Annotated in this window: 5 protein-coding genes; all 5 read right to left on the bottom strand. The window is 73.0% G+C overall.

All coding sequences use genetic code 11. The features are described from left to right. Positions 1-118: 118 nt before the first annotated feature. Complete coding sequence (locus tag ACK4S2_RS15405) at positions 119-1,864, bottom strand: ABC transporter ATP-binding protein (RefSeq protein ID WP_409626369.1); 1,746 nt, start codon at positions 1,862-1,864, stop codon at positions 119-121. Positions 1,865-2,009: 145 nt separating this feature from the next. Next, positions 2,010-3,083 carry a DUF2235 domain-containing protein gene (locus ACK4S2_RS15400; RefSeq protein ID WP_409626366.1) on the bottom strand — a complete coding sequence of 358 codons (1,074 nt, stop codon included), beginning with the start codon at positions 3,081-3,083 and terminating at the stop codon, positions 2,010-2,012. Beyond that, positions 3,080-5,350: a xanthine dehydrogenase family protein molybdopterin-binding subunit gene (locus tag ACK4S2_RS15395; RefSeq protein WP_409626363.1), complete on the bottom strand. Its 2,271-nt coding sequence runs from the start codon at positions 5,348-5,350 to the stop codon at positions 3,080-3,082. The genes ACK4S2_RS15400 and ACK4S2_RS15395 overlap by 4 nt, the downstream gene beginning before the upstream one ends. A 79-nt stretch (positions 5,351-5,429) precedes the next feature. Continuing rightward, complete coding sequence (locus tag ACK4S2_RS15390; protein WP_409626360.1) at positions 5,430-6,149, bottom strand: DUF1194 domain-containing protein; 720 nt, start codon at positions 6,147-6,149, stop codon at positions 5,430-5,432. Further along, on the bottom strand, positions 6,142-6,540 hold a 399-nt coding region (locus tag ACK4S2_RS15385; RefSeq protein WP_409626358.1), incomplete at its 5' end, for a Holliday junction DNA helicase RuvB C-terminal domain-containing protein. The genes ACK4S2_RS15385 and ACK4S2_RS15390, both read right to left, overlap by 8 nt.

Genomic DNA, 6,540 nt, shown 5'->3' with positions numbered 1-6,540 from the left:
CCGATCGGAGGCCCGGAGGGGTGGAAAACCCCTCCGGCGGGGCGCGGGGCAGGCCCCGCGGCGCGGCAGGGGGCTCGATGCCCCCGCACCGCGCCCCCCTGCCCCGGCACCGCGCCCGCTACCCTCGGGGTTCCGCGAACTGCCCCCGGCACAAGGCGGCATAAAGCCCGCCGCGGGCCAGCAATGCATCGTGCCGCCCTTCGTCCACCACCCGGCCCTGATCCAGCACCACGATGTGGTCGGCGTCCTGCACCGTGGACAGCCGATGCGCGATCACCAGCGTCGTGCGCCCTGCCGACAACCGCGCCAGCGCCTCGCTCACCAGCCGCTCCGATGCGGCATCCAGCGCGCTGGTGGCCTCGTCCAGCAACAGCACCGGCGCATCGCGCAACACCGCCCGCGCAATGGCAATGCGCTGGCGCTGCCCGCCCGACAGCGCCGACCCGCGCGGGCCCGCGCGGGTTTCCAGCCCTTGCGGCAGGCGGTCGACGAACTCGGCCGCATTCGCCGCCTCCAGCGCGGCGCGCAAGGCCGCGTCCGACACATCGGTCCGCCCCATCAGCAGATTGTCGCGCAAGGTCTCGTCGAACAGCCAGGCGTCCTGGCTGACCACCGCCACCTGCCCGCGCAAGGCCTCCGGGTCCAGCGCCGCCACCGGCACGCCGCCCAAGGTTACCGTCCCCGAGGTCGGATCGACCAGCCGTGTGACCAGATGGAACAGCGTGGATTTTCCCGCCCCCGAAGGCCCCACGATCGCGGTGCGCCGGCCGGCCTCGGCGGTGAAGCTGACCCCGCGCAGCACCTCGGCCGCGCCATAGGACAGGCGCACATCGGCAAAGCGCACCTCGGTCCCCGAGGGCAGCGCCGCCGGCCGCGCCGGCGCCACCACCGCCGGGCGCAGATCCAGAAAGGCATAGATCCGCTCCAGCGAGGCCGCCGCCACCTGCCAGGTGCCCGCCAGCGCCCCCAGCCGCCGCAAGGGCTGGAACGCCAGGCTCATCGCCGTGAAGAACGACATGAACTCGCCCAGCGACCGCTGGCCCGAGATGATCTGCTCGCCCGCCAGCAGCAGCACCAGAAAGAACCCCAGCCCCGTCACCAGGTCGATCAGCCCCGGTATGAACGACTGGCCGAAGGCCATGCGCACCTGCCCCTTGACCAGCCCTTCGACGATGGCGCCGAAGCGCGCGGCCTGCCAGGCCTCCATCCGGTTCAGCTTGACGGTGGCGATGCCGTGAAACACCTCGTCCAGCCGCGTCGCCCGTTCGCCGGACTGTTCGCGCACCACGGCCGTCTTGCGCCGCACATAGCGCTGCACCGCCACGGTGGGCATAATCAGCAAGGGCGCCCCCAGCAGCGCCGCCGCCGTCCAGACCGGGTCGATGGCGACCGCCACCGCGAACAGCGCCACCAGCGCGATGGTATCGCGCCCGATGCCCATGACCATCACCTGCCACACGCCCTGCACCGCCAGCGTGTCGCCCTGCACCCGCTCGATCAGCGCGCCGGGCGGGTTGTCGTGGTAGAACCGCATGTCCAGCACCAGCAGCCGGCGCAGCAGATCGACCTGCATCTGCGCCGCCGAGCGCAGCGAAATCGCCGTCAGCAGCGTCTTGGACACCACCGCCGTCACCGCCCGCAGCGCGAACAGCCCGAAGATGGCGCCCCCCACCCACCAGATCGCATCGGCATCGCCGGCTACGAAGACCCGGTCGAACAGCGGCTCCAGCATCCAGCTCAGCGCGGCCAGGGTGGACCCGTCGATCAGCAGGAACACGAAGGCCAGCGCCATGCGCCAGCGCCAGCGGTGCAGGTAATCGGCCCAGAGCCGGGCGAACAGGCGCGGGCGGGCGGCGGCGGTCATCGGCGGCAGGCTCCGTCTCGGGCAGGGTCGCGCGCCGGGGTAGCCGCTGGCGCGCCAAAGGGCAAGCGGCGCGCACAGGCCCCGGCGGCGGCAGGGGGCGCTGCCCCCATCGCCCCTGCGGGGCGATTCCCCCGGGATATTTCGGTCAAGGTGAAGCAGCCGAGCGCGGCGCCGCGGGGGCCGGGCCGGCTTGTGCGCGCAGGCGCACCGTGGGATGCATCCGTTCGGAGGGGTCGCGCCCGACGACCCGGCGCCGGCGGCGCAGGAACAGCTTGCCCCAGGCGCGCCAGGTGCCCACCATCGGTGCCTGCGGGTCGCAGGGAAAGCGGTCGCGCCAGCCCGGGGGCAAGGGCAGGCCGCAGTCGGCGGCACGGTCCAGCATCCAGACCAGCGGGATGTTGGCCAGGGGCCGCGCGGGCAGGTAGCCGCCGATCATGCCGCCCACATCGCCATGCGCGCCGCGGAACCAGACCTGTTCGACATGGCCTTCCCAGCCCGGCAGGCTGTCCCACAGCACGGGTTCGAACACGGTGCGGGTTTCGTCCAGCGCGAGGGCATGAAAGCCGCGGCGGATGGCGCGGCCCAGATGGTGGTTGTGAAAGCGGTGCGGCACCTCGGTGAACTTCCACAGCACCGGCAATTGCAGCCCCAGCGCCTTGACCGTGTCCCAGACGCCCACCATCTCGATCTGGGCTTCGGCATGGCACAGCCGGCGCACCAGCCGCCGCGCCGCCGGGCTGTCGGGGTTGGTCTGGTAGTGGCGATAGAGCAGCAGCACCGCGCGCTCGGTCGCCTCCTCGCGGCGCAAGAGGCCCATGCGGTCCACCAGCCCGGCCAGCGAGCGCACCGCGTAAGCCCCGCGCGAATAGCCGAACAGGAAGATGCGGTCGCCCGGGCGGTATCGGCTGGCCAGCCAGCCATAGGCGCGGCGGATCTGGCGGTTGATGCCGCGGCCGGCCGCCACATCCAGCATGTGCTGCCAGCCTTGCCATTGCAGCCCCGGCTCGTAATAGACCGACAGCCGCGCCGAGCGCCGCGCCTCGTCCAGCAGCCGGAAGGTCAGGCCGGCGTTGGTCTGGTGCCCTTCCTCCAGCGAGGACATGGTGCCGTCGAGGATGACGACATGGGTGGCCGGGCCGCGGCCCGGGGCCGGTTCGGGGGTGCTGGCCCGCAGTTCGGGGCGGTCCAGCCAGTCGAGGATATCCTCGACCCGGATCATGACCGCGCGTCGTTCAGCGCCGCCCAGACCCGCGCCGGGGTAAAGGGCATGTCGGCCCAGGCCACGCCGCGCGTGGCCAGCGCATCGCGCACCGCGTTCGCCACCGCTGCCATCGCGCCCACCGTGCCTGCCTCGCCGCAGCCTTTCATGCCCAGGGTGTTGGCGGTGGAGGGCACCGGCTCGAAGGCGATGCGGAAGAACGGCATGTCCGTGGCGCGCGGCAGCGCATAGTCCATGAAGCTGCCGGTCAGCGGCTGGCCTTGCGCGCTGTAGGCCACCTGTTCCAGCAGCACCTGGCCCGCGCCTTGCACCACGCCGCCATGCACCTGCCCCAGCACCAGGTCGGGCGCCAGCAGCGTGCCGAAATCGTCCACGATGACATAGCGGTCCAGCCGGATGGCGCCGGTTTCCGGGTCGATCTCGACTTCGGCCAGATGCGCGCCGTTGGGGTAGGAACGGGCCGGCAGCCGCGCCTCGGCCCGCATCTGCAACAGGTCGCTGCGCCCGGCCGCGCGCGCCATCGCCGCCGCTTCGAGGAAGGTGACCGCGCGGTTGCTGCCCGGCACGCGAAAGGCGCCTTCCTGAAACGCCGGATCGCCGCCCAGTTCGGGCGCGAGAAACGCGCCGTAGGCCGCCACCATCTGCGCCACCGTCGCCCGCGTCGCATGCGTCTGCACCGTGACCGAGCGCGACCCGCCCGTGCCGCCCCCGGTGGGAATCAAGTCGCTGTCGCCTTGCACCACGCGGATCGCCTCGACCGGGATCCCGGTTTCCGACGACAGGAACCGGGCATAGACCGTTTCGTGCCCCTGGCCGTTGCTTTGCGTGCCCACGCGCAGCGACACGGTGCCATCGGCGTGGAAATCGACCTGCGCCGCCTCGTCGGGGGCGCCGAGGATGGCCTCGATATAGCAGCTCAGCCCCATGCCGCGCAGCATCCCCCGCGCCTCGCTGGCCGCCCGCCGCGCGGCAAAGCCCGCCACGTCGGCCCGCGCGGCCAGCCCCGCCAGCACGCGGGGAAAATCGCCCACATCGTAAAGCTCGCCCGCCACGGTGCGATAGGGAAAGGCGCGCACGAAGTTGCGCCGGCGCAACTCGAACCTGTCCACCCCCAGCACGCGCGCGGCATGGTCCATCGCCGATTCCAGCGCGCAGATCGCCTCGGGCCGGCCGGCCCCGCGATAGGCATCGACCTGGGTGGTGTTGGTATAGACCCCCTGCACCGCCAGATGCGCCGCCTGAATGTCGTAAAGCCCGGTCATCACCTTGGAAAACAGCTCCGACTGGATGGGTTGCCCGAATTGCGAGTTGTAGGCCCCAAGGTTTGACAAGGTGTTGACGCGATAGGCGGTGATGCGGAAATCGGCGTCGAAGCCCAGCTCCACCTCCGACACGAGGTCGCGCCCCGCGTTGTCGGTCAGCATCGATTCCGAACGGTCGGCGATCCAGCGCACCGGGGCCCCCAGCGCGCGGGCGGCATGGGCCAGCACCACATATTCGGGATAGGCCATCGCCTTCATCCCGAAGCCGCCGCCCACGTCGGGGTTGGTCACGCGGATGCGGTCGGGGGCAAGGTCCAGCTGCGCGGCCAGCTGGCCCTTCTGGTTCCACACGCCCTGCCCGTTCACGCACAGATGCAGCCGCCCGTCCTGCCATTCGGCAAAGGCGCCGCGCGGCTCCATGCTGGCGACGATGATGCGGCTGTCCTCGACCCGCACCTGCACCCGGTGCGCCGAACCCGCCAGCGCCGCCGCCACCGCCGGCGCATCGCCCAGCTCGTAGCGGTAGGCGATGTTGTCGGGCGCCTCGGCGTGCAGCACCGGGCCGCCGGGGGCCAGGTCCAGCTTGACCGGCAAGTCCTCGAACTCGGCCGCAATCGCCTCCACCCCGTCGCGCGCCGCGGCCAGCGTCTCGGCCACCACGCAGGCCACCGGCTCGCCGACGAACCGCACCGTGCCGCGCGCCAGCACCGGGCGCTCGGGCGCCGCCCCCGCGCGCCCGTCGGGGCCGCGCACGGTGGCGCCGCGCATGCCCAGCTTCACCCCTGCCGCCTCCAGATCGGCGGCGGTGAACACCGCGCGCACCCCCGCCACCTCCCGCGCGCCCGACACATCCAGCGCCGCGATGCGCGCATGCGCCACCGGCGCGCGGAAAAACGCCGCGACCAGCGCGCCCGCCGGGGCGATGTCATCGACATAGCGCCCTTGCCCGGTCAGAAACCGCCGATCCTCGATCCGCCCGCCCTGGGCCTTGCCGAACGCATCCATCCTGGTGTTCCCCCGTCCCGTCGCGGCGGATGGTAGGCCAGCCTTCGGGCAACGAAAACCCCGATCCCCCCGCGCGCCATCACTTTTCCTGCGCCACCGCCAGCCCGGCCACCGCCTGCCCCAGCACCTCGCGCAGCAGCTTGCGCTCCATCGCGGCGGCGAAATCGCGCCAGTCGTCGGCCGATTCCACAAAGGCCCCCGGGCCGCGGATCACCCGCGCCGCCAGCCACCGGCTCAGCGCGCCGCCTTCCTCGGCCCGCGCGCCGTGATCCAGCGGCAGATCGCCGCCCACGGCCAGCGCGTTCACCGCCACCGGCCCCAGCGCAAGCGCCCCCGGATCGCCGCCTTCGTTGGCGGTATCGTCGGTCGACAGGTCGATCACCTGACGCGCGCACCCCGGCATGGCGGCGAACAGCCCGGCGGCATGGGCCAGCGCCCCGGCGGTGGCGGTGCGCCCGCCCCAGACCGGGCGCGGCAAGCCCGCCACCTCGGCCGCCAGCGCCGCGACATCGGCCGGGGTCGCCAGCACCCGCCACCCCGCGACCTGCGCCTGCTCGCCAACGCCTGCCCATTGCGTCGCCGCCACCGCCACCGGGCCGTGGGCCAGCACCGCCGCCTGCACCGCAGGCGCCCGCAGCGCGGCCGCGGTGCCTTCGACCTGCAGCCGGTATTCCGCCGCATCGACCGAGGCCGAGACATCCATCGCCAGCACCAGCGCCAGCGCGCAGGCCTGCGCCGGGCCGGCCAGCGCCAGCACCGCGCCCCCCGCCGCCAGGCCGGCCCGCCCGGCCCTAGCCATCGAACAGGTCGGCCTGCCCCGGCAGACGCGGCGCGGCCAGGCCCAGGTGGCGCCAGGCCCGCGCCGCCAGCATCCGCCCGCGCGGCGTGCGCTGCAACAGCCCCTGCTGCAACAGGAAAGGCTCGATCACCTCCTCGATGGCATCGCGGCTTTCCGACAGCGCGGCGGCGATGGTTTCCACCCCCACCGGGCCACCGCCGTAATTTTCCGCCAGCAACAGCAGATAGCGCCGGTCGGCCCCGTCCAGGCCCAGATCGTCCACCCCCAGCCGGCTCAGCGCGCGGTCGGCAATGGCATGGGTCAGGCGCCCGTCGCCTTCGACCAGCGCGAAATCCACCACCCGGCGCAGCAACCGGCCGGCAATGCGCGGCGTGCCGCGCGCGCGGCGGGC

It is taken from the genome of Gemmobacter sp., from assembly GCF_046292685.1.
GTDB lineage: Bacteria > Pseudomonadota > Alphaproteobacteria > Rhodobacterales > Rhodobacteraceae > Wagnerdoeblera.
The sequence above is the reverse complement of the archived record's forward strand: the minus strand, read 5'-3'. Positions and strand labels throughout refer to the sequence as shown.